The sequence below is a fragment of the Paenibacillus sp. 2KB_22 genome, from assembly GCF_052115745.1.
Classification (GTDB): Bacteria; Bacillota; Bacilli; order Paenibacillales; family Paenibacillaceae; genus Paenibacillus.
In genome coordinates this window covers 118,664-139,247 of the sequence record NZ_JBFRHG010000001.1, presented here as the reverse complement: position 1 = coordinate 139,247, position 20,584 = coordinate 118,664, and the positions used below count along the sequence as shown (strand labels likewise).

18 protein-coding genes are annotated in these 20,584 nt (G+C 43.3%); 11 read left to right on the top strand and 7 right to left on the bottom strand.

Features of this window, described 5'->3' with window-relative positions; translation table 11 throughout:
* Window positions 1-30 precede the first annotated feature (30 nt).
* Together AB4111_RS00570 and AB4111_RS00565 are read left to right on the top strand one after the other, a co-directional pair.
* The gene (locus tag AB4111_RS00570; RefSeq protein ID WP_442029538.1) at window positions 31-435 is read left to right on the top strand and encodes a VOC family protein; all 405 of its coding nucleotides are present in this window, start codon (window positions 31-33) and stop codon (window positions 433-435) included.
* A 227-nt stretch (window positions 436-662) separates the two neighbouring features.
* Entirely contained in the window at window positions 663-2,594 is a 1,932-nt protein-coding gene (locus AB4111_RS00565; RefSeq protein WP_442029536.1) for a fructose-1,6-bisphosphatase, read from the top strand.
* A gap of 242 nt (window positions 2,595-2,836) precedes the next feature.
* On the opposite strand, the gene AB4111_RS00560 is transcribed toward AB4111_RS00565, so the two are convergent.
* Window positions 2,837-4,411, bottom strand: a complete 1,575-nt coding sequence (locus tag AB4111_RS00560; RefSeq protein ID WP_442029534.1) for an FAD-dependent monooxygenase — start codon at window positions 4,409-4,411, stop codon at window positions 2,837-2,839.
* 128 nt (window positions 4,412-4,539) lie between these two features.
* Between AB4111_RS00560 and AB4111_RS00555 the strand changes: the two genes are divergently transcribed.
* On the top strand, window positions 4,540-5,175 hold the full coding sequence (locus AB4111_RS00555; protein WP_442029532.1) for a TetR/AcrR family transcriptional regulator: 636 nt from the start codon (window positions 4,540-4,542) through the stop codon (window positions 5,173-5,175).
* A 157-nt stretch (window positions 5,176-5,332) separates the two neighbouring features.
* On the opposite strand, the gene AB4111_RS00550 is transcribed toward AB4111_RS00555, so the two are convergent.
* Window positions 5,333-6,307: an NAD(P)-dependent oxidoreductase gene (locus AB4111_RS00550; protein ID WP_442029530.1), complete on the bottom strand. Its 975-nt coding sequence runs from the start codon at window positions 6,305-6,307 to the stop codon at window positions 5,333-5,335.
* A gap of 148 nt (window positions 6,308-6,455) precedes the next feature.
* Here AB4111_RS00550 and AB4111_RS00545 point away from each other — a divergent pair, with 148 nt between their 5' ends.
* The 4 genes from AB4111_RS00545 to AB4111_RS00530 all read left to right on the top strand — a co-directional run bounded on the left by AB4111_RS00545 (window position 6,456) and on the right by AB4111_RS00530 (window position 10,031).
* On the top strand, window positions 6,456-7,016 hold the full coding sequence (locus AB4111_RS00545; protein WP_442029528.1) for a helix-turn-helix domain-containing protein: 561 nt from the start codon (window positions 6,456-6,458) through the stop codon (window positions 7,014-7,016).
* Window positions 7,017-7,230: 214 nt separating this feature from the next.
* Entirely contained in the window at window positions 7,231-8,463 is a 1,233-nt protein-coding gene (locus tag AB4111_RS00540) for a CynX/NimT family MFS transporter (protein ID WP_442029526.1), read from the top strand.
* Window positions 8,464-8,468: 5 nt separating this feature from the next.
* Window positions 8,469-8,900 carry a universal stress protein gene (locus AB4111_RS00535; protein WP_442029524.1) on the top strand — a complete coding sequence of 144 codons (432 nt, stop codon included), beginning with the start codon at window positions 8,469-8,471 and terminating at the stop codon, window positions 8,898-8,900.
* A 189-nt stretch (window positions 8,901-9,089) separates the two neighbouring features.
* The gene (locus AB4111_RS00530; protein ID WP_442029522.1) at window positions 9,090-10,031 is read left to right on the top strand and encodes a VanZ family protein; all 942 of its coding nucleotides are present in this window, start codon (window positions 9,090-9,092) and stop codon (window positions 10,029-10,031) included.
* Window positions 10,032-10,175: 144 nt separating this feature from the next.
* Here the strand turns inward: AB4111_RS00530 and AB4111_RS00525 are convergent, their stop codons facing one another.
* A complete protein-coding gene (locus AB4111_RS00525; protein ID WP_091029919.1) occupies window positions 10,176-10,433 on the bottom strand; it encodes a GlsB/YeaQ/YmgE family stress response membrane protein in 258 nt (85 codons plus the stop codon).
* A 158-nt stretch (window positions 10,434-10,591) separates the two neighbouring features.
* On the opposite strand from AB4111_RS00525, the gene AB4111_RS00520 reads away from it, so the two are divergent.
* From AB4111_RS00520 to AB4111_RS00510, 3 genes are all read left to right on the top strand, one after another.
* Window positions 10,592-11,299 carry a response regulator transcription factor gene (locus tag AB4111_RS00520; RefSeq protein WP_442029519.1) on the top strand — a complete coding sequence of 236 codons (708 nt, stop codon included), beginning with the start codon at window positions 10,592-10,594 and terminating at the stop codon, window positions 11,297-11,299.
* Between the two features lie 71 nt (window positions 11,300-11,370).
* Window positions 11,371-12,723 (top strand): sensor histidine kinase, encoded by a 1,353-nt coding sequence (locus AB4111_RS00515; RefSeq protein WP_442029517.1) that lies wholly within the window; start codon window positions 11,371-11,373, stop codon window positions 12,721-12,723.
* Window positions 12,724-12,849: 126 nt separating this feature from the next.
* Window positions 12,850-13,554 carry a hypothetical protein gene (locus tag AB4111_RS00510; RefSeq protein ID WP_442029515.1) on the top strand — a complete coding sequence of 235 codons (705 nt, stop codon included), beginning with the start codon at window positions 12,850-12,852 and terminating at the stop codon, window positions 13,552-13,554.
* 123 nt (window positions 13,555-13,677) lie between these two features.
* Here the strand turns inward: AB4111_RS00510 and AB4111_RS00505 are convergent, their stop codons facing one another.
* From AB4111_RS00505 to AB4111_RS00495, 3 genes are read right to left on the bottom strand one after another with little or no spacing between them, the layout of a single operon-like run.
* Window positions 13,678-14,994: a sensor histidine kinase gene (locus AB4111_RS00505; protein WP_442029513.1), complete on the bottom strand. Its 1,317-nt coding sequence runs from the start codon at window positions 14,992-14,994 to the stop codon at window positions 13,678-13,680.
* Complete coding sequence (locus AB4111_RS00500) at window positions 14,969-15,667, bottom strand: response regulator transcription factor (protein ID WP_339233788.1); 699 nt, start codon at window positions 15,665-15,667, stop codon at window positions 14,969-14,971. The genes AB4111_RS00505 and AB4111_RS00500 overlap by 26 nt, the downstream gene beginning before the upstream one ends.
* A complete protein-coding gene (locus AB4111_RS00495; protein WP_442029511.1) occupies window positions 15,657-16,616 on the bottom strand; it encodes a phosphatidylinositol-specific phospholipase C/glycerophosphodiester phosphodiesterase family protein in 960 nt (319 codons plus the stop codon). Before AB4111_RS00495 ends, AB4111_RS00500 begins: the two co-directional genes overlap by 11 nt.
* A gap of 358 nt (window positions 16,617-16,974) precedes the next feature.
* Here AB4111_RS00495 and AB4111_RS00490 point away from each other — a divergent pair, with 358 nt between their 5' ends.
* On the top strand, window positions 16,975-19,221 hold the full coding sequence (locus AB4111_RS00490) for a glycoside hydrolase family 3 C-terminal domain-containing protein (RefSeq protein WP_442029509.1): 2,247 nt from the start codon (window positions 16,975-16,977) through the stop codon (window positions 19,219-19,221).
* A 38-nt stretch (window positions 19,222-19,259) separates the two neighbouring features.
* Here the strand turns inward: AB4111_RS00490 and AB4111_RS00485 are convergent, their stop codons facing one another.
* The gene (locus tag AB4111_RS00485; RefSeq protein ID WP_442029507.1) at window positions 19,260-20,483 is read right to left on the bottom strand and encodes a helix-turn-helix domain-containing protein; all 1,224 of its coding nucleotides are present in this window, start codon (window positions 20,481-20,483) and stop codon (window positions 19,260-19,262) included.
* Window positions 20,484-20,584 lie beyond the last annotated feature (101 nt).

Here is a 20,584-nt window from a genome sequence, read left to right as displayed (position 1 = left end):
CACAGTCAGATTTAGAAAGGATGATATATTGTGAATTTTTCTTCTGTACGCATCATTACTGACGACGTGGATCGTCTCGTTGAGTTCTACGAAAAAGTCTTGGAGGTTACGGCAGAACGACCTGCGCCGGTATTTGCCGAACTCGTTGTGCCATCATGCACCCTTGCAATAGGCCATTCCCAGACGGCGCAGTTGTTCGGTACGGATGCTGTACTGAGCGCCCAAAACCGTACTGTCATTATTGAGTTTCGAGTCGATGATGTGGAAGCCGAATATGAGCGCTTAAAGTCATTTGTCGATAATTGGGTAAAAGAACCGACCATGATGCCGTGGGGAAACCGTTCTATGTTGTTCCGCGATCCCGATGGCAACCTTCTTAACCTTTTTGAGCCAGTGACCGAGGAAGCGATTAAACGGTTTAGAGATAGACACTAACGTACAGTTTCAATGAAATTTGTTCATCTACGAGGAATTGGAGTATGATTGACGTAGGCAATGCTGAGAATTATCATATAAATAATTTTATTATTATTGTTAACCATACAGGTAAAGAGTTACCAAAAACCTAATGTTTATCAATGCAGCTATTGTTCAAAAGGATGTCCTTGGATATTCCCTATAAAATCAATTCCACATTACTTCCTTGAAGGGGGACATCTGTTTTGGATGAGCAGTTTCTAGATTTATTGGCCGAAAAATATGATACGGAAGAAAAGATCGTAACCGAGATTATCAACCTTGAAGCGATCTCCAATCTCCCGAAGGGAACCGAGCATTTTGTCAGCGATTTGCATGGTGAGTTCCAGGCATTTCAGCATGTACTAAGAAACGGTTCGGGTACCGTCAGAGAGAAAATCAAAGAATTATTCCGGGAAGCTTGGACAGATCAAGAAATCAATGATTTTGCGGCGTTGGTTTATTATCCGGAAGAAAAAATACAGCTGGTTATAGGTGAACTGAGCAATAAACAGGCTCTGAACCAGTGGTATAGACGAACGATTGAACACATGCTTAAGCTTATCTCTTATGCCTCTTCCAAGTATACGCGCTCGAAATTGCGTAAAGCTCTGCCGGAGCAGTATGTATATATTGTAGAAGAGCTTCTATACAAGACGGACTCGACCAACAATAAGGACCCTTATTACGAGGAAATATATCGACAAATTATATCCTTGGGCCAGGCGGACAAGCTCATCATCGGCCTTGCTTATACGACCCAGCGCCTTGTAGTTGACCATCTTCATGTGGTTGGAGATATCTATGACCGGGGGCCGGACCCTGATAAAATTATGGACACGCTAATCAACTACCATTCTGTAGACATTCAGTGGGGGAACCATGATGTCCTCTGGATCGGTGCTTATGCGGGTTCTCTGGTCTGCCTTGCGAATATTATCCGGATTTGCGCCAGGTACGACAATCTGGACATCATTGAAGATGTGTACGGAATCAATCTACGCCCACTGCTAAATCTGGCGGAGAAATACTATGAAGACAATCTGCCCTTCAGACCTAAACTACAGGCTGGCCATAACGTATCGGAGCAGGAAATTCTGCAGATCACCAAAATTCACCAAGCCATTGCCATGATTCAGTTTAAACTGGAAATCCCGATTATCAAGAGACGCCCGTACTTTAATATGTCTGAAAGACTCTTGCTGGAGAAGATTGATTACGACAACAATGAAATTAAAATCTGCGGAAAAACGTACCCGCTGGAAAACACCTGTTTCAGCACTGTAAATCCGCAAAAGCCTGAACAATTGCTGGAGGAAGAACGTCAGGTGATGGAAAAACTCCTGTTCTCCGTTCAGCATTCCGAAAAGCTGGCCAGACATATGAACTTTCTTATGAAGAAGGGTAGTCTTTATCTAAAGTACAACGGGAATTTGTTAATCCATGGCTGTATTCCTCTGGATGAAGAAGGAAATATGGAAGAAATGCAGATTGAAGACAAGACATATGCGGGCCGTCAATTGCTTGATGTTTTTGAAGATCATTTACGCTACGCCTTTGCGCATCCGGAAGAGACAGAAGATCTGGCGACGGATATGGTATGGTACATCTGGACAGGGGAATGTTCCTCGCTCTTTGGAAAGAGAGAAATGACTACTTTTGAACGGTATTTTATCCAAGATAAAGAAGCACATAAAGAGAACAAGAATCCATACTACCATTTACGTGAGAATGAAGAGGTCTGTCGAAAAATCATGCAGGAGTTTGATTTGAATCCGGATCATGGACATGTCATTAACGGCCACACACCAGTCAAAGAAATTCGCGGAGAGAGCCCTGTTAAAGCAAACGGCAAAATGATCGTGATTGACGGCGGCTTTTCCAAAGCCTATCAATCCACAACGGGCATTGCCGGATATACGTTGCTGTTTAATTCCTTTGGCATGCAGCTCGTCGCCCATCAGAAATTTAATTCAAAAGAAGATGTGTTATGCAACGGAACGGACGTATTGTCTGTAAAAAGACTCGTGGATAAAGAACTGGAACGAAAACTGGTGAAGGAAACCAATGTTGGAGAGAAGCTGCTGCAGAAAATCTCAAATTTGAAGGACCTTCTGGAATATCACTATATGAATTAAAACGATTGCTAAAAACATCCTGATTAAATGTTGGAGTGTAATTAGACACAGACGCTCGTATAGGCAGGGAAGTAAATACCCTGCCTATACGAGTTTTTCTTTTTTTACAGAGCGATGTAACAGAGGCAGGAGCCTCTGAGATGCCACCGCCACAGGGATCAATTAGCCCTTATTATTGTTCAAGATGAGTAATTCCTCTTGAGTATAGGTTCTGCACTTTAAAACCTCATATAGTGTCCCAATCAGTTTACGCGATAGATGGAATTCAAGTACTTCGAAATTAATGCGGTATCATCCAGAGAGGTACGCAGTGCGATGTAACCGTCGGGACGAATCAATACGAGTTCTTTGCTTGCTACATCGTATATTCGATAGGCATTCCCTACTGTGTCTATTAAGCCTTCCGTCCCATCTTCATTCGATGGCAAAATATAATGCACATGGAGTTCATCGTTGGTGAAGTTATTCAAGGAAGGAACAATACAATCAACGCAGTTTGCAAAAGCCAAAAGCGTCCAGTGTGGGCCGCGCAATAGGTCAAAGATACTTCCTGCAAACCCGGTACCTTTCAGGCCCGTAGCATTAGGAGCACGATCCCCAGGAGAGGGAGAGGTAACATGGCTTAGAGGAGACGGGCGGATAAGAGAACTTGACCGATAGGAAATGAGAAGCCCACTCGTCAGATCGTCGGATATGGTGCTCAAAGATTGGGACAACTCTCCGCTTTCTGTCGCCGTTGCAACGACCACTCCCATCTTCTTCGTGCTGTCCTCAAGCACGGCTTGAGCCACAGGACGGCGCTCTTCATCGTACGTGTCGAGTAAGGAGGTGTCCGCTCCGCGAATAACAGCAGCCAGCTTCCAGCCTAGGTTGTACGCGTCCTGTATGCCGGTATTCATGCCTTGACCACCTGCCGGTGAATGAACATGGGCAGCATCGCCAGCAAGGAAAACGCGGTCGTTACGATAACGTTCTACCATTCGAACGTTGACCCGGTAGATGGACAGCCAGGAAGCATCTGTGAGTCGAACACGTCCAGCCCCGGCGCGCCGGTCAAACATGGCTTGATATGTCTCTAGCGACGGCTGCTCTGGTTCTTCGTGGTCTGCTGGAATGGTAGCCTGCAGTTGCCAAATATCGGATTTCGGCAGCGGTGTCACTCCGACCATCCCCTCCGAAGATGTCCAGATATAGATACGGTCACGATCTAATCCTTCCAATCGTACATCGCCAAGATACCATCGCTCATGATCGTGTGTTTCTCCAACCAGCGGTAATTGAATAAACTTGCGAATATTGCTTTTGCCCCCGTCAGCGCCGACGACATAACGAGCGCGAATGTGCTCTTCTCCTTGTTGGGAATTTACGGTTACCGTTACACCATCCACATCCTGGACAAGCCCTGCAGCTTCCATGCCCAACTCAACTTGCCCGCCAAGCTCTGCATATCGGTCGCGCAATGCTTTTTCCACATCAAATTGAGCAATCCAGACTGGATCACGATAGGGGGTTTCAAGTTCGACGCTGGCTGCCACGGTAATAGACGGCTTATCCACACTCTTGCCATCTGCGGTATAATAACGAACAGGCAAATCCACGACACCTGTGCCAACAATATGATGAACGGCGTCCAAATCATCGACCACTTCAAGCGAGCGAGGCTGTATTCCTTTTGCACGGGAAGCAACGTTATATAAGGTGCTTCGTTCAATAATACGATGGGCGACGTTTCGACGGGCAAGATCGCAGGCAAGTGTAAGCCCCGTGGGACCGGCCCCGACAATAAGAACATCAACAAAAGACCGCATGGTATTCATGGTTGAATCCTCCTTGATCATTGTTTTGATAGGTTACACATGTTATACTACACCGTGCAGTGTAGTTTGTAAACAAAGCTTTCACTCTAGGCGTTTTCTGATAGCATACATATAGGGGGAATAGAAGAATGGAACATATGGAAAACAAGAAAATCCGAAAGGGCTCTTCTGACAAACGAGCTAAAATTATTACAGCAGCAAGAGATCTATTTCTTTCAGATGGTTTTGAGCGTTCCAGTGTCGATGCGATCGCAACAAAAGCAGGTGTTTCCAAACGGACCGTTTACGATTATTATGGTGACAAACAGAACCTGCTGCTTACCGTTGTGGAAGATTCCAGCTCTGCGGTTCTTGACATGATCGAGCAAGGGATTTCAGACCACCTCTCGGAATTCACAGATCTGAAACAGGCACTCATCTTGTTTTGCGAGCAAATTGTAGCTTCTGCGAACGGCTCATCCGACTATAAGGCTTTGATCCGTTTGGTTATGGTGGAAGCCGCCAACCTGCCAGACTCATTTTTGGAAAGGCTGGATAAGGCAACTGAAGAAAGGCTCATCAGGAGATTTACAGCGTTTGGTCAAGACGGGTTGCTCGATGTGCCCGATCCTGAAATGGCTACCAAACATTTCACTGCATTAACGTTTCTATTGGTCTTTAATCAACCTGGACAAACAGGGACATTGGAGGCGGAACAAACCAAACGTATCATCACAGAAGGGGTACGTGTCTTTCTTTGCGCATATGCACCCCGTGACGTTTAAAACGAAAATCAACCATCATCGTACGAATTGCGATTTCGCTTATCGATAAAACACTAGTGGGGCTGCTAAATTAGCGTAAACATATGCTGAGGATATGTAGGCATTCAAAAGCAGAACAGGAAGAAGGTCTGGGTGTAATCTGCCCAGACCTTTATTCTTACATTAGATTATCCGTGGAGGGAGGGCAAGGTAACTGATTGAGCTTGCTTTCAGGCTCTTCACCATTTTCTACACGTTTTATATTCTTTATAAAAAAATCATATCTTGTTCTATGATATTTCCGACCATCAGGCATTCCCGCTGTATGGGGAGTAAGTATCACATTACCCAGATTCCGGAGATCACTGTCAATAGGAAGTGGTTCAGATTCAAACACATCAAGGCATGCACCTGAAATATCCCCGTTTTTTAATGCATCAATTAAGTCCTTTTCGTTGACAATCCCGCCGCGGGCTGTATTGATAAAAAGAGATGTATTCTTCATTTTTTTGAATGTCGCTTTGTTGATCAGCTGTTTGGTTTGTTGATTCAAGGGCACATGTACACTGACTATGTCCGATGTGCTTATAAGAGTATCGAAATCCACCATTTTCACCAAATCGTTCGATTGTGCAGTGGCATTTCTCGCATAAGCCAGCACATTCATATCAAAGACCCTGCAAAACGCAGCTACTTTTTTTCCGATAGCGCCCAAACCGATAATCCCCATCGTTTTGCCTTTTAATTCACTCCCTGTATAGTCCAATTGATGTTCATCCATTTTGTTTTTCATGAAAGTATCCAGAAACGGTATGTTTTTATAATAAGACAATATCAGTGCCATTACGTGCTCGGCCACTGCCTGTGCATTCACTCCTGCAGCATTGGCCACCCAAATGCCGAGCTGTGTACAGGCAGGGACATCCACATTATCATATCCTGCACCCGTCTGTACCAATTTTAATTTTTTTGCGATAGAAAGCAGGCTGTGATCCACTTTAATATGTTCAGGGATGATTACATGGCAATCTTCAATATGATGCAGCATTTCGTTTCCGGGCGGGACAATTACAACGTTCCAGTCTTGTGGAAAACACCTTACAATATTTGATTTTGAGGTCTCGCTAAAATAGCCAACTATGAGAATCTTCATTTGTTAAACCACCTTTCATAACCTATACGATTCTTCAAATATAACACGTATGATGTTCGTTATTGAGTAACGTCGTTAGGAGCGTATGGAAAAGAATCTAAATAAACAATATACTAGCTATATAGTTTTTTGTTGAGGTGAATATCAAATGGATGAAATGGATGAATCAAAACAATTTGTATTACAAATCGGTGGTGCATTGAAAAAGTACAGAAAAGAAAAAAACATGACCTTAGACGACTTATCAGAATTAACAGGCGTAAGCAAACTTACACTGGGAAATATAGAACGTGGTGAGACAAATCCAACTTTGGCCATTATATGGAAAATATCAAAAGGAATATCTTTACCGCTATTGGCTTTGTTCACAGCAGAGAAACCTGTTAGTTTGTATCGGGCAGGCGAGGGACTGCGGTTTTCTAATGATGAAAAAAATTGGATCATTGAACCCGTTTTTAAAAGCAATGATATTGAAATGTGTCGGGCTTATTTACAGCCAAATAGCTCATATTACCCTGAAGGTCATCATGTGAACACAACTGAAATTGCGACAGTAATGACTGGTTCCATTCAGTTACAAGTCAATGGAGAGATTCACACATTGAATCAATATGATACGATCAGTTTCCGTGCAGATTACCCTCACGCGTATACCAATCATACGAATAGCGAAACAGTGCTCCATATATCTTTAAAATATGGTTTCTAAAAGTCGAAAATTCACTTATTAAATGCAACTCCGAATTCCATGACGGAAATTCGGAGTTGCATTTTTTAGGTGGTTTTAGTATATCATAAAATAATTATTGTTTAATAAAGTATATTATAATATACTTTTATTATTCGCGCGGATGTTATAGCAAAGTTTCCAGCCAACAAGTAGCAAAAATAAGACGTAAGAATTCAGGAAGGAGAAATGAAGAATGCCGAATAAACAAAATAATAAATTCGTGCCATCCTCTGTAGCGCTGATCATTCTCGGCATTATTGTTATTGCAGCTAATTTACGTACTCCCTTAACCTCAGTTGGTCCTTTAGTGGGTTTTATAAGGGATGACGTTCATATTTCAAATACATTAGCAGGTCTGATCACAACGGTACCTTTGCTTGCCTTTGCTTTATTATCACCTCTTGTACCAAAGTTAGGACGAAGATATGGGGTTGAGCGTATCATTTTGCTTGCTTTAATCTTGCTGACGGTTGGTATTGCAATACGTTCTTTATCTGGCGCAGTTAATCTGTTTATTGGGACAGCAGTTCTTGGATTCGCCATTGCCGTTTGTAATGTATTATTGCCCAGCATAATTAAACGGGATTTTCCAAATAAAATTGGATCCATGACAGGAGTTTACTCCATTTCAATGAATTTATCTGGGGCAATCGCTTCGGGAATCAGTGTACCGCTAGCCATAAACGGAGGGCTAAAATGGCAGGGAGCACTGGCGGTATGGGGGATACTAAGCTTTGTATCGATCCTGTGTTGGTTACCCCAATTAAGAAATCAAACGAACCAAACAGCCAAGACGAGTCAACAAATGGCCAGCAACGATGTGAATGTCTGGCGATCCCCGCTTGCCTGGCAAGTAACGATCTTTATGGGGATACAGTCCATGGTTTTCTATGTGTTGATCGCATGGTTGCCCGAAATTTTAAAGCAGCAAGGAATTGAATCCAACCAATCAGGCTGGTACCTCTCGATCATGCAGTTAGCTATGCTTCCATTTACCTTTATTGTGCCTGTGGTTGCTGGGCGTATGTCTAGCCAACGTTTGTTAGTCGTCATCACAACCATTTTGCTTTTGACGGGGACGCTCGGACTTCTTTACGGCAGTTCCAATATCATTCTGTTGTGGATCATCATACTCGGAATTGGTGGAGGCTTCGCCTTTAGTTTAGCCATGATGTTTTTCGGGTTACGCACTGAAAATGCGCATCAAGCAGCGGAACTATCTGGTATGGCCCAATCGATTGGATATCTTCTTGCCGCACTCGGTCCAGCTCTTATAGGATATCTGCATGATGCAACAAATAGCTGGAACCTGCCACTTTTCATTCTTCTAGGGGCTTCGATCTTACTCTTTTTAGTGGGTATAGGAGCAGCAAACAACCGCTTTGTAGGTAGTCAAAATAGTTACGAAATGTCACGGAAAGGATGATAACTATGTTTGACAAAATTCTGGTCGCCATTGATAAAGGCGAAATAACGAACAAACTCCTTGATGCAACCGTTGAAATAGCCCAAAATAAACAAGCTCAAGTTACCTTGGTTCATGTTAGCCAGAGTTATGTGCCGATCGGCATGACGTTTTTACCAGAGAATTTTCTGGAAGACATAATGAACGAAATGGAGAAAGCGAGTTTGGAACAGTTGCATCAAGCCAAATCTAAATTAAAATCTGCGGGAATTAACCCGGAAACTGTTCATCTTAAGGGAGATCCTGGGCATGAAATATTGAATTATGCAAGGGATACCGAGCAGCAACTTATTATTATCGGAAGCCGTGGGCTAAGAGGCATAAAAGAAATGATGCTCGGAAGTGTCAGCCACAAGGTTTCACAGTTATCCAGTTGTCCAGTCCTCATTGTTCATTAACTCCTCTATACAGCGGCATTCCAGGATAATGTGTCCTACAATGCCGCTGTTTCTCTATCCTTTAGTTGCCGAAAATGATGAAGGATCAGCGGTTCCATGAAACTGATAAGCAGCTTAATTATAATATGTGGTAAAATAGACGGGGCAATAAGCCCAGATAAGCACATGCATCTGGCAAAGGAGTTAACCATGACCAGACAACGTAAAATCATTTTAACCTTAACCATATTCTATACATTGTTTATTCTTTATTTTATGTTCCTCGCCTTCGGTAGAGGAGATGCTTCAGAGACAACGGCTGGCTATACCTTTCTTTTCTCTCCAGATAGCTTTTTTAAACTGCCGGCTCTATCTGAACTCCTGCATCCCAGTCTCATGACTTTAGTTGATTTTGGTAACATTGCCGCCTTTATCCCTTTTGGTATACTGATTCCATGGTTGTACAGGATTACCTTTGCCCGATTCATTACCTTGTTTGTTATAGTGATTCTTGTGCTGGAAACCATCCAGGCCCTTACCTTACTTGGTAGTTTCGATATAAACGATGCCATTCAGAATACGATAGGAGCAACCATTGGTTATGGGGCGTACAAACTTGGTTTCCGTTCCCGGAACCTATGGCACAATCTGGCGAGAACGGCTATTTCCGGTATGGTTCTTTTATTAGTCGTATGGGGATTATTCGGAGCGATAGATAACGCAGCAACTAAAGTAGAAGGCCCTTTTGTGGCAATCAACGAATGGATGGACAGTTCGGGGAATTCATCATCTGGAGACAAACCGGACAGCATCAAAATAAGCGATCAGAATGTAAAGATTCTCTATAATATGTACGGCGCTGAAGGCGGAGATCCTAAAACGTTTACATATACGTCTGAGGGAGAGACGATTTTCTCTTTTTATTACGGAATCCCTGAACCAACAGATTATTCCGGAAAAATTCGTGTTACCCTCAATGGAAACGAGATAATGACCGGCTCTGGAGAAGATCAGCGGAGTGATCCTGAACTATTCCCGTTGATATTCAAGATTCCTCTCGAACCGGGAAGCGAACTGAAGATTACCATCGAAGGGAACGAAAAAGTATGGGATGTAGGCTATAAACGGATGCAATATTTTTGGAGCAGCTGAATGTTTGATCTTCCATGCCTTTTCAGGCTTGAAAGAATGGATAAATTCAGCACAAAAAAAGGACCGTAAGTGTTCATCTTCCATGATGAATGCTTTCGGTCCTTTTATCTAATAAACGACGGTATCGGTCTCCGCCTCTCTTGGTTAACGTCTTCGGAAGGCTCCGCCGCGTGCGAGAGCGAAGAAGATGAGCAGTGCAATAATGGAGCCAACGATGGCTGGAATAATATGAAATCCGCCAATCACCGGTCCCCTTGGTCCCAGCAATTCCGTTCCTAACCAGGAACCGATAAAACCCGCAATAACGTTCCCAAGTACACCGCCCGGTACGTCTCGCCCAATCAAGTTACCGCTTAACCAGCCAATAAGTCCACCAACAATGAGTACCCAGAGCAGATCCATGGATTGTTCTCCTTTCTTCGGGTTTAATACAAGTTATGTTGGGTTCGTTGGAATATACCCATCTTCCTGTTGGTGGAGGAATCTAAAGCGTCTGTGCTAAGATGGGTTAATATATGATTGAAGCTGGAGAACAAGGCTAGATAGGGGTGCTTGTACATTTGAAGAAAATCCTAGTCATTGATGATGAAATCGCAATTCGAGATTTAATTGAGCTGGTGCTAAGGCGAGAAAACTATGATGTGCAGACCGCAGAGGACGGCAAAACGGGCCTGCAGCTGCTCGACTCTTTTCAACCCAATTTAGTGGTACTTGACCTGATGCTGCCAGACTGCTCCGGATATGACTTGTGTAAGGAAATTACCGGGAAGCGTGCCATTCCTGTGATCATGCTCTCTGCCAAAAATGAGGTAATCGATAAGGTGCTTGGACTAGAACTTGGCGCGGAAGATTATATGACCAAACCCTTTGATAATCGTGAATTGCTCGCCCGGATCAAGGTGATCCTGAGAAGAAACGAGAGCAAGGAGGAATCAAGTGAAGGAACAGAGGTGACATCTACACGCATCATTCATGAAGAGTTGACATTTGATCTGGAAAGCCGAAGGGTGCTGAAAAACGGTGTACCCGTGTCTTTGACGGCCAAAGAGTTTAAAATTCTGGAAACGTTACTCAAAAGGCCAGAAAAAATCTTTACCCGGGATGAACTGCTGCAGATCGGGTGGGGATATGACTTTATGGGAGACAGTCGCAGTGTGGATATGACCATCATGCGATTACGGAAGAAGTTGGAGGATAACGCGGACGAACCGAAGTACGTCAGGACGATCTATGGATTTGGCTATCAACTTGGAGGTGGCGAGGCCTGAAGTATGCAACCCGGTTACTGCTGAATTATTTATTTTTCTCCGTGCTGTCTTTTGGCATCATCATATTTGCAGTGAATAAAGCCATTGATTATTACAGCTTCGTTACCATTGAGAAACAGATGATGGAGAAGGCAGATCTGTCCGAGTTGTCCTTCCGTGAGGTGTTGGCACAGCATAGGTCATCTTCAGGAGAGCCGCAGACGGAGGAAATCGTCAGACTTGCGCTGGAGAAGCTGAAAGCTTCAGGCAAGGAAGTACGTATCTATGACAGCTCCAAGCAGTTGCTGGGCCTGGCTGTGGATGGCATCATCATTAATAATGGCAAACCGCTTATTTTTGACAAAAATATTGAGAAAGCACTAAGCGGCAGTTATGCCTACACCGTCACGGAAGATCATCTGCTTTATTTTGCGACTCCCATTCAGGATCAATTCTACGAAAACGCTTATGTGTATGAGTTCGTGGAGGACATTTCCTACTTTTATGCCATCATGGATCAAATCCGTTATATCCTGTTTGCAGGTGCAGGCGGATTTATTGTGCTGATTACGTTATCCAGTCTGTGGATTGCACGCAATACAACCAAGCCGATTAAGATACTACTTGGCGCTGCGCAAAGTTTCTCTAGACAGGAGTTTCGGAGAGTTCATCTAAAACGGAAGGATGAGCTCGGCATGCTGGCCGATGGGCTAGACTCCATGGGGCAACAGCTTCATGATTACATTCAGTACCAGAAACAATTTGTTTCCAACGTATCTCACGAGTTAAAAACACCCTTGGCAGCCATTCGTGGTTTCTCTCAATACTTGGTTGAAGGGGAGACTGAGAACAAGGAGCTGCAAAAAATCTATGCTCATCTGTTGCAGGAATCGGATCGGCTCACCCGCTTGATTAATGAACTGTTATTACTATCCCGATTCGATAAGGCTGGTTCTAATGATTTGGAAGCCCGGAAGACGGAAATGAACGAACTGATTCAGCAAGTTGCAATGAATATGGGAGCCAAGGCTAAGGATAAAGGGATTGAGATCAGAGTTAGTCAGGCGGAGCAAGAACCGGAAGATGAGGGTACGACAAGAGTGCAAGCCAACGTGAACCCAATGCTGATGTCCCATGCGATCGCTAATCTTGTGGACAATGCTATCAAATATTCAGGCAGTCCATCGCTGATCGAATTGAAGTTGGAACATACGCCAAGCGAGGTAGTTATACGGATACGTGATCAAGGCATAGGCATCGCGGGTGATGAGCTTGAGCGAGTGCAGGAACGCTTTTACCGAGCGAAAAATGCAAGTACAGCAAATGGTTCGGGTCTTGGACTTTCCATTTGCAAAGAGATTGTGGAGCGGTTTAATGGATATATCGACATCGAAAGTCAACTGGGAAAAGGGACGACCGTTACAATTGTTTTGCCTCGAGCCTAGTCCTGCATCTGAAACCCAAGCCTAAATAGGTAGCGTTACAAGATTGGTACATTTCTGTTATAAGACTAACAAATCTTTTATTTATAATCACTTCATAAGAACAAATCACACATTTATGGAGGGATCATGATGAAATTAACAAAGAAAGCTGCAGGTTTTATCGTACTAGGTGCTTTACTAACGGGGGCATTAACGGGCTGTCAATCCAGTGAAGCTACATCTCCCGCAACCGGACAGAACACAGCAAATGAACAGAACACAGGCAAAGGTGCAACAAATGCTAATGCGCCTGCTTCCGAAAATTCGGAAGAAAAGGGTACTGAAGCGATTAAAGAAGGTTCAATGGAGAAGGAAGGCAATGTGGTGCTGAAGGAGCTTGCTTTTGTCTATAATGAGCACACCATTGCGATTTCGGATACAGCGAATGAAGATCAGATGGAACAGATGCTGGGCAAACCGGATAACCTGAAATCTCATACGTACAGTGCTGACGATGGAACAAATATGGATAACTTAATCGGTTTTACGGAAAAAGTGTACACGTATCCTGGTCTGGAGATTAAAACCATCAGTATACCGGAGGGCAAACAAGACTCCATCTTTCATATCGAAATCACAGATCCTAAGTACGCGACAGTGCGAAACATTAAAGCAGGAGACAGCCTGGATACACTCAAAAACGCCTACCCTGAGGGGAAACTCCTTGGTGATGGAGCTCCAGATGAGGAGGATGACTTCCGTTACGAGCCATCCAATTATGTGGATGTGATGTCATTTCATATCAAGGATGCCAAGGTCGAGAGCATTCAGATCTACAGTCTTCTGGACTAATATTTAGTGAGTCATGTTGGTGAGTCATTGATATGATTCACCTTTAATACCTGAATAAAATGAAAAGTTAACCCTCATACATCCTGAAAAGGAGCATTGAGGGTTAACTTAGTTTTAGGCCTTTTAGATGATGCGCTGCTTGGGCAAATGCAAAATAACGTTGAATTGATCTCCATGAATTTCGATTTTGATCTCCCCGCCGTGCAGCTCAACGATGCTTTTCACAATGGACAGCCCTAGGCCGGAGCCTTCAGTCTGGCGGGATTCATCTGCTCTTTTGAAACGTTCGAACAACTCTTCCGCAGCAAAATCAATCTCATAAGCAGCAGTATTTTGAATTTTGAATTGTACCTGATCATCGGACTCGTCCAAATAAATATAGATTCTGGTTCCTGGAAGTGAATATTTCTGCGCGTTGCCAATTAAATTTTCGAATACACGCCAAATTTTATTGCCGTCCAAATGTGCATGGATGGGGAATTTTGCAATCTTCTCCCGAATCACAGGCGACGTTTGTCTCATACTGGTATTGGACTCGGCAATCGCCTGTGTCAACAAAGTTGCGACATCGACGTACTCCATATCCAGCTCTACTGTACCGCTGGCGATCTTTGAGATTTCGAACAGGTCTTCAATCAGCAGCTTCAACCGTAGCGCCTTCCGGTCCAGGGTTTCAATATAGGCTCGGGTAGTCTCCGTAGACAGATCTTCTTTTTTTAACAAATCGACATAGTTGATAATAGAAGTAAGCGGGGTCTTCAAATCATGTGATACGTTGGTAATCAGCTCTGTTTTTAACCGTTCGCTCTTCATTTGATTCTCCAGCGCGCTTTGATACCCGGCTTTCATATTGTTAATATAGCCAGCAAGCTTGGATAGGGCATCCTTGCCGGTTACCTGAATCGTATTCTGAATATTGCCTTCGGCAATTTCTTTGCTCCCGTTGATGATGGCGATGAAGCGTCCAAGCTTGGAAAGGATATACGGAACCAGGAACAGCACATACAGTAACACATAAAGTATGAGCAAGTCCTGTTCGTATACACCGTAATATGTGGCTGCCTGCCAAATACAAATGCCCGCTATCGGGGTTAGCAGAAACACAATGATGATGCCAAACGTTATTCTCCGGTTTTGCAAACTGGCTCTAAGACCGGTTCTCCAAATATGAAAGTAATCCATCAGCAGGCTGCCGTGCCAGAAGGAACGTCTAGCTTGAGGTGCCTTTAAATAAAGAAACAGCCTGCTTGTCAGTAAGCAAAGAATAATTAATGCAAGCAGCACCTGTATGTAACTTGAAGTTGAATAGCCAATACTCAACCCCGTATATGAATACGAGTTTATGAGTAAGAGGATCCATAAGATCGCGGCGACAATGATGACAATAAGGTCGATCGGAACCTTCCGATCGGCTTTATTTTTTCTCAATTTTGTATCCAATTCCCCATACCACCTTTAAATATTTTGGGTCTTTAGGATTGATTTCAATTTTTTCCCGGATGTTTCTCACATGTACGGCAACCGTATTCTCTGAAGTGAAGATCAGTTCATTCCACACGCGCTCATAAATCTCTTCGATTGAGAAAACTCTGCCTTTGTTCTCCATCAGCAGCTCCAAAATTTTGTATTCCTTCGGGGTTAGTCTAACGTCCTCACCATCTATCTCAACAGTCTTCGAGCTTTTGTTCAGCACGAGTCCTCTTACTTGTATGAGCTCATCCCCGTTTGACTGGAAGGAACCTAGATTCGTAAACCGGCGCAGCTGAGATCTGACTCTGGCAATCAGCTCTAGAGGATTGAACGGCTTCGTTATATAGTCATCAGCGCCCACGTTGAGTCCCAAAATCTTGTCGCTATCTTCTGACTTGGCAGAAAGCATAATGATCGGTATATTTTTGTTTTCACGAATTTTAAATGTCGTTTTAATTCCATCGAGCTGCGGCATCATGTTGTCCATAATAATAAGATGAATGGTTTCTTGTTCAAGAATTTCCAGCGCCTCCAATCCGTTAGAGGCAGTGAATACATCCACATCTTCGCTTTTCAAATAAATAACGAGCGCTTCTCGAATTTCCGGTTCATCGTCTACAACAAGAATGTTATTAATAGCCATTATTTCTCACCTTCATCACGATATTTCTTATACTTGCTAATCCGGAACTCATGTATCCCGAAAATTCAAGATGGCCGGGGGGAGCGTCTGCAAGCATTAGCTCCTCTGGTGATTCTTCCTGATCCGTGTAAAACCCATGTACCCCAAACCTGGACAGAATCTGCATTACCGGTCTGCTGTTGACCGTGTGAACATAACTTTTTACCCCAAACTTATTCAGTGCTGGAACTAAATTGGGGTTTAGATACACGCGGTATGCAGGCATGGCAACGGCTGTCAGTTGTTTGTCCCTTACGAATTCTACAATACTTTCGGCGGAGGCGCCAGTTTTGTAAAGTGAATATATTTTGTTTGGAAAGGGGTGGATTCCCATAACCGTGTCATACATTTCCGGGCTGAAGATTTCAGGTATAACCCGGTTGAGCAGTGCAGGATCCGTACGTCGAACCTCATTGACTAGATGCGCAAACTGTTGCTGAATTTGCTCTTTGCTGCCTGCTTTCGTGTCCACAATTAAGTCAAAATCAGGATATTGCTGCATCAGCTGCAGTATGTCCGGCAGGGTAAGAGGGTGAAATCTTCCCATAATAAGCGAGTTTGCAAACTGAAGCTTGGTTACGTTTCGTCCGCGATGAGCGGCCAAGTCCGGCTGTAGCTTCTGCGACCAATCATGTCTGGCTACAAGCTTCCCGTCCGTCGTCTGCACAAGATCAACCTCGAACAAACGGTACCCTCTATTGTAATTGGTTATAAATGCCTCATAAGAATTGGTGTAGCTGGCACCGTCAACTCCACCGAATGCATGTGCAATAAGCCTGTTTTCCTGCCAGCCGCTGGCACCAGGTATAGAGTCCGTCTGATTCTGACCTGTCCTAACAAGCCCCCAGTTGCACCAGATCATTCCTGCTGTAATGACTATGAGTAAGCTTAACATCATCGTTTTCTTCATTCGTTCTGCTCCTTCGTTATCCCGATGTAAGTCATACTACAGGACGCAAATGAAGAAGGAGTGGTATAAAAACGAAGGAATTTATGAAGTTTGTATACATTGAAATTCATATAAAAAGAATCCCTGACAAGTTGAGACTGGCACTCTATAAATGTATGAGACGTTGTTTGATGGTTGGATTATAAACATGGAGGGTGGAAGGGTGAACAAGTCGAGGACATTTCTTTAAGTCTGTATTATAAATAACATATTATTTTTCCAAAAAGGAAAGCATCTTACCATATATTCAGGGGCATTTGCTCTACTCTTATGAAGTAACCGATTACATTATTAGCGTTTACCAAACGGAGGAGAGCGAATGAATCCTAATCTGAAAGAAATCATCAGTCAAATGACATTGGAAGAAAAAGCAGAACTCTGCTCAGGTAAAGATTTCTGGAACACCATATCCATCGACCGCCTTGGGGTTCCCTCTATTATGATGACTGATGGCCCTCACGGACTTAGAAAACAAGAGGGGAGCGCAGACCACTTAGGCTTAAACAAAAGTATACCGGCTACCTGCTTTCCATCCGGAAGTGGAGTTGCTTCATCGTGGAATCGTGAACTTGCCCATACGATGGGGAAAACAATCGGACAAGAAGCAGCGGCAGCGGATATTTCCATTGTTTTGGGGCCTGGTGTGAATATTAAGCGTTCCCCGCTATGCGGCCGAAATTTTGAATATTATTCTGAAGATCCTTATTTATCGGGAACTTTGGCAGCCAGCTATATTCAAGGCGTACAAAGCCAAGGCGTGGGTACTTCCATCAAACATTTCGCTGTAAACAACCAGGAATATAAGCGTATGTCTGTCGATGCGGTGGTGGATGAACGGACTCTAAGGGAAATCTACCTGGCTAGCTTTGAATATGCAGTGAAAGAGGGTGAGCCATGGACTGTCATGGCCGCTTATAACAGAGTAAATGGTGATTTTTGTTCCGAAAACAGCCGGTTATTGACTGAGATTCTTCGGGAAGAATGGGGATTTGCAGGCGTAGTGGTGTCGGATTGGGGGGCTGTCAATGAACGGGATCAGGGACTAGCTGCCGGTCTGGACCTTGAGATGCCTTCCAGCAACGGAATAGGATGCAAGAAAATTATTGAGGCTGTTCAATCAGGAGAGCTGAGCGAAGAGGTGCTGGATCAGTCTGTTGAGAGAATGTTGTCACTTGTATTCAAAGCTATAGATAGCCAGCAGAAGTCCGTATCGGTTGATGTAGAGGCACAGCACCAGTTGGCCAGAAAGATTGCAAGTGAATGTATGGTCCTGCTTAAGAATGAAGAGAACATTCTCCCTCTAAAAACTGAAGATTCCATCGCGGTTATCGGAGCATTTGCGCAACAACCACGCTACCAGGGCGGTGGTAGTTCACACATTATGCCGACGCAGCTGGATAACATCTATGAAGAAATCCTTAAAACAGCCACTGACAGTGCAAGCATCTCGTATACCGTCGGTTATAGATTAGACGAAGATGTTGTAAACGAAGAACTCATTCAAGAAGCAGTAGCTGCCGCAAAGAATGCTCGGGTTGCAGTGATATTTGCCGGGCTGCCTGAACGTTATGAGTCTGAAGGTTTCGACCGGAAACACCTTCAATTGCCGGAAAGTCACAGAACTTTAATTGAAGCAGTCGCGGAGGTTCAAGAGAATATTGTTGTTGTATTAAGCAACGGAGGTCCCATTGAAATGCCTTGGCTTGATAAAGTTAAATCTGTATTGGAGGCATACCTTGGAGGACAGGCTTTGGGCGGTGCAATCGTTGATATTCTCTTTGGAAGCGTAAATCCAAGCGGAAAACTGGCTGAGACATTCCCTAAAAAACTGATCCACAATCCGTCGTACTTGAATTTCCCTGGAGACGGCGAGACTGCCGAATATCGAGAAGGTATCTTTACAGGTTACCGTCATTACGATACAAGAGATGTGGAGCCTTTGTTTCCATTTGGCTTCGGTTTGAGCTACACCCAATTTGAATATAGTGATCTACAGGTTAGTCATAAACAGATCAAAGATACCAGCAGTGTAACGGTTACAGCAAAAATTAAAAACATGGGTGAAAGAGCGGGAAAAGAGGCCGTTCAGTTATATGTACGTGATGTGGAATCAACGGTGCCACGTCCACTTCAGGAATTGAAGGGGTATACCAAAGTTTCGCTTCAGCCTGGTGAAGAGACCACCGTACATTTTGAACTGGATAAAAGAGCCTTTGCTTACTACGATATTAAGCTAAAAGACTGGCATGTGGAGACAGGTAAATTCGACATTATGGTCGGAAAATCTTCAAGAGAGATTGAACTCGTTGAAACGATCGAGGTAGAATCGAGCGTTATTGTTACGAAACCAATTACCAGGCATTCCACGTTCGGAGAGTTACTGCAACATCCCGCTGGAGCTGAAATTATGGGTGCGATGGGGCAATATGACGGGAATGAAGCAGGACTGGGTGAGGGAATGCAGGAATTAGTTATGGGTACCACATTGCACAATGCAGCACTTATGAGTGGCGGTCAGTTCACAGAAGAAACACTACAGACTATCTTATCCGCTGTTAACCGTTGAATGCATGAATAATTAGAATAAGCCCGTCATAGTCGGGCTTATTCCTGTATCATATGATGCGTTTGTAGATACTGCTTCGGGGTTCTACCTGTGTGTTTTTTGAAGATTTTGGTGAAATAACTCTGATCCGTAAAACTCAAAAGAGACCCGATTTCAGAAAGTGGAGTGCTCGTAAATTGAATCATATGTTTAGCTTCCTCAATTTTGATCTGTTGAATATATTCATTCACGGGAATCCCAACTTCTTTTTTAAATAGTACAGATAGATAGTTTGGGCTAATACCGGCATGTTCAGCAATTTCTTCGTGTGTAATTTTGGAATAACGGTGGTTATATATATAATTTTTGCAAAGTGTTACGATTTTAGAATGCTGCGATTCTTTAACCTGAGAGACTTTCTCGGTTAACGAAAAAAATGCTTCCAAGCAACATTGATCGATTTCTTTATCGGTTCGTAGATCCTCGAGGCGCTGTATGTAAATATCACTTACCGAAAAAGCAATCTCCGAATAAAGCCCCCCGTCAATTGCTGCTCTGGCTGCAAGTGCTATACCGATGATGCCAAGATTCTTTTTAGAACGGATATGACTTGATTTGGACAGGACCCCTGTATTTTCATGACCAAGTTGTGTAAAGTGTTTGAGCATATCCAATTTACCTTCCTTAACGATCGTTAACAATTTCTTTTCATTTAGCGGGTTGTGATGGAGCGTCTCATCATAGCCTTTTGAAGAATTTATGGAACCTTGTATTTCTTTTTCCTTGATATGAATACCGCGCAAATAGTCCTGTACTACATCCTCAGCTTCGATCAATTCGTGATTAAACATTTGATTAACCAAGATCGTGATGTTGATTAACCTCTCATGAGGTATCACAGGAACAGATTGATAATAATGAAATACTTGTTCCCGGTTGGCAAAGAGATGTGTGTCATTAATGAGCCCATTTATTTTATGTTCAATCAAGCTAAATGGAAGGGAAGGTCCTAAAATGATGGTTCCTTCATCGTTCAGATCGTTACCAATACGAATTAAAATGTAGTTCTCAAAAAACATCGTTCTTACAACGGAAGGATCTTCTTTACACACGGATGGATCAAACCCCAACACTGAAAAAAAGAATTGTTTATCATTTTTATACAGCGGATTAAGTATTCGATTACCCATCAGTTCGAATTGAACCTCTCCGGTGGAGCTTACAAAGAAGATGGACATATCAAAAAGTTCTGCAATGAGTTTACATTGACGTTTTAGATCCATTTTGTGTTTGACTCCTTTTTTTCAATCATTTTATCACATCAAAATTATAAAATTACAATGATATTACCATATTGTATGAGGGAAATTCTTTATGATATTTT

Coding starts and splice junctions, on each gene's coding strand:
- AB4111_RS00560 (WP_442029534.1), bottom strand. CDS start 4,411: ATGAATACCATGCGGTCTTTTGTTGATGTTCTTATTGTCGGGGCCGGT.
- AB4111_RS00555 (WP_442029532.1), top strand. CDS start 4,540: ATGGAACATATGGAAAACAAGAAAATCCGAAAGGGCTCTTCTGACAAA.
- AB4111_RS00550 (WP_442029530.1), bottom strand. CDS start 6,307: ATGAAGATTCTCATAGTTGGCTATTTTAGCGAGACCTCAAAATCAAAT.
- AB4111_RS00545 (WP_442029528.1), top strand. CDS start 6,456: ATGGATGAAATGGATGAATCAAAACAATTTGTATTACAAATCGGTGGT.
- AB4111_RS00540 (WP_442029526.1), top strand. CDS start 7,231: ATGCCGAATAAACAAAATAATAAATTCGTGCCATCCTCTGTAGCGCTG.
- AB4111_RS00535 (WP_442029524.1), top strand. CDS start 8,469: ATGTTTGACAAAATTCTGGTCGCCATTGATAAAGGCGAAATAACGAAC.
- AB4111_RS00530 (WP_442029522.1), top strand. CDS start 9,090: ATGACCAGACAACGTAAAATCATTTTAACCTTAACCATATTCTATACA.
- AB4111_RS00525 (WP_091029919.1), bottom strand. CDS start 10,433: ATGGATCTGCTCTGGGTACTCATTGTTGGTGGACTTATTGGCTGGTTA.
- AB4111_RS00510 (WP_442029515.1), top strand. CDS start 12,850: ATGATGAAATTAACAAAGAAAGCTGCAGGTTTTATCGTACTAGGTGCT.
- AB4111_RS00500 (WP_339233788.1), bottom strand. CDS start 15,667: ATGGCTATTAATAACATTCTTGTTGTAGACGATGAACCGGAAATTCGA.
- AB4111_RS00495 (WP_442029511.1), bottom strand. CDS start 16,616: ATGAAGAAAACGATGATGTTAAGCTTACTCATAGTCATTACAGCAGGA.
- AB4111_RS00490 (WP_442029509.1), top strand. CDS start 16,975: ATGAATCCTAATCTGAAAGAAATCATCAGTCAAATGACATTGGAAGAA.
- AB4111_RS00485 (WP_442029507.1), bottom strand. CDS start 20,483: ATGGATCTAAAACGTCAATGTAAACTCATTGCAGAACTTTTTGATATG.